The 803-nt window shown below is 61.5% G+C and carries 2 protein-coding genes; both read left to right on the top strand.

Annotation, left to right across the window (positions count from 1 at the left end; translation table 11 throughout):
* Positions 1-224 precede the first annotated feature (224 nt).
* Positions 225-530 (top strand): hypothetical protein, encoded by a 306-nt coding sequence (locus HMPREF2886_RS31915; RefSeq protein WP_004167161.1) that lies wholly within the window; start codon positions 225-227, stop codon positions 528-530.
* Positions 531-619: 89 nt separating this feature from the next.
* On the top strand, positions 620-803 hold a 184-nt coding region (locus HMPREF2886_RS31910), incomplete at its 3' end, for a VirB8/TrbF family protein (RefSeq protein WP_371915128.1).

Genomic DNA, 803 nt, shown 5'->3' with positions numbered 1-803 from the left:
CGATTGCCGTTCCCGGCATGGAAGGCGCGGCAGGCCTGTCGCTGGGTGCCGGTGCGCCGCAGCCGGTGCCCGGCTCCGGTGCTGACGCTGATGGCTCGATGGCTCCCAGCTCGGCCCCGTCCAGTGCAGAACCGCAGAACGTCATTCGCCCGGCAGAACCGTCGCCAGCATCGCCAAGCGATGCAGGCCCGGCCAAGCCAGACACCAAAGGGGGGGAGTAAGCCATGATCGCCGAACTCGCCTTGTTCTTCCTGCCCTTGCTGGCCATGTTTTTGATAGGCCTTGGACTATGGGCGTTAGGGCAGTGGTTGCGCCGTAGAGGCTACAGTGACCAGCTCGACAAAATCGACGCGAAAGTGTCCACCGCCCAGCAAAAAACGCGCTGGCTGTTCCGCCCTCTGAGCGGCGCAATGGTCAGTGTAGGGCGCGGACTGAGCAGGGTTCCCCTGTTCGGCAACCGTCGCAGCCGCGACATGTGGGACGACCTCGAAGAACTGTCGAAGCATCAACGCAACAATCGCCGGGACTAACCCGAAAAAAGCCTCTCCTAGTGCTTGCTAGGAGGGGTTACTTTGGCCAATAATATAGTCTACAGACTATCAAATGGACGGACGTACTTATGCAACCCAATAGCAAGAAAAAGGGTCAGCGGGCACCGAAAGCCCCGCCCGGCACGCCTTACCTCGCAGCCCGCCGCGAGTGGAACGAGCGTTATGGCAGTCATATCATCGACGCCCGCAACTGGCGGACGGCCGCGTTTGTCGTTGGTGTCGCGCTGATTCTCTCGGCGGCCGGGAACGTCA

The sequence above is a fragment of the Pseudomonas sp. HMSC066A08 genome, assembly GCF_001813025.1.
GTDB lineage: Bacteria > Pseudomonadota > Gammaproteobacteria > Pseudomonadales > Pseudomonadaceae > Pseudomonas > Pseudomonas aeruginosa.
Note: the sequence above shows the minus strand (reverse complement) of the source record. Positions and strands in the feature narration are given on the sequence as shown.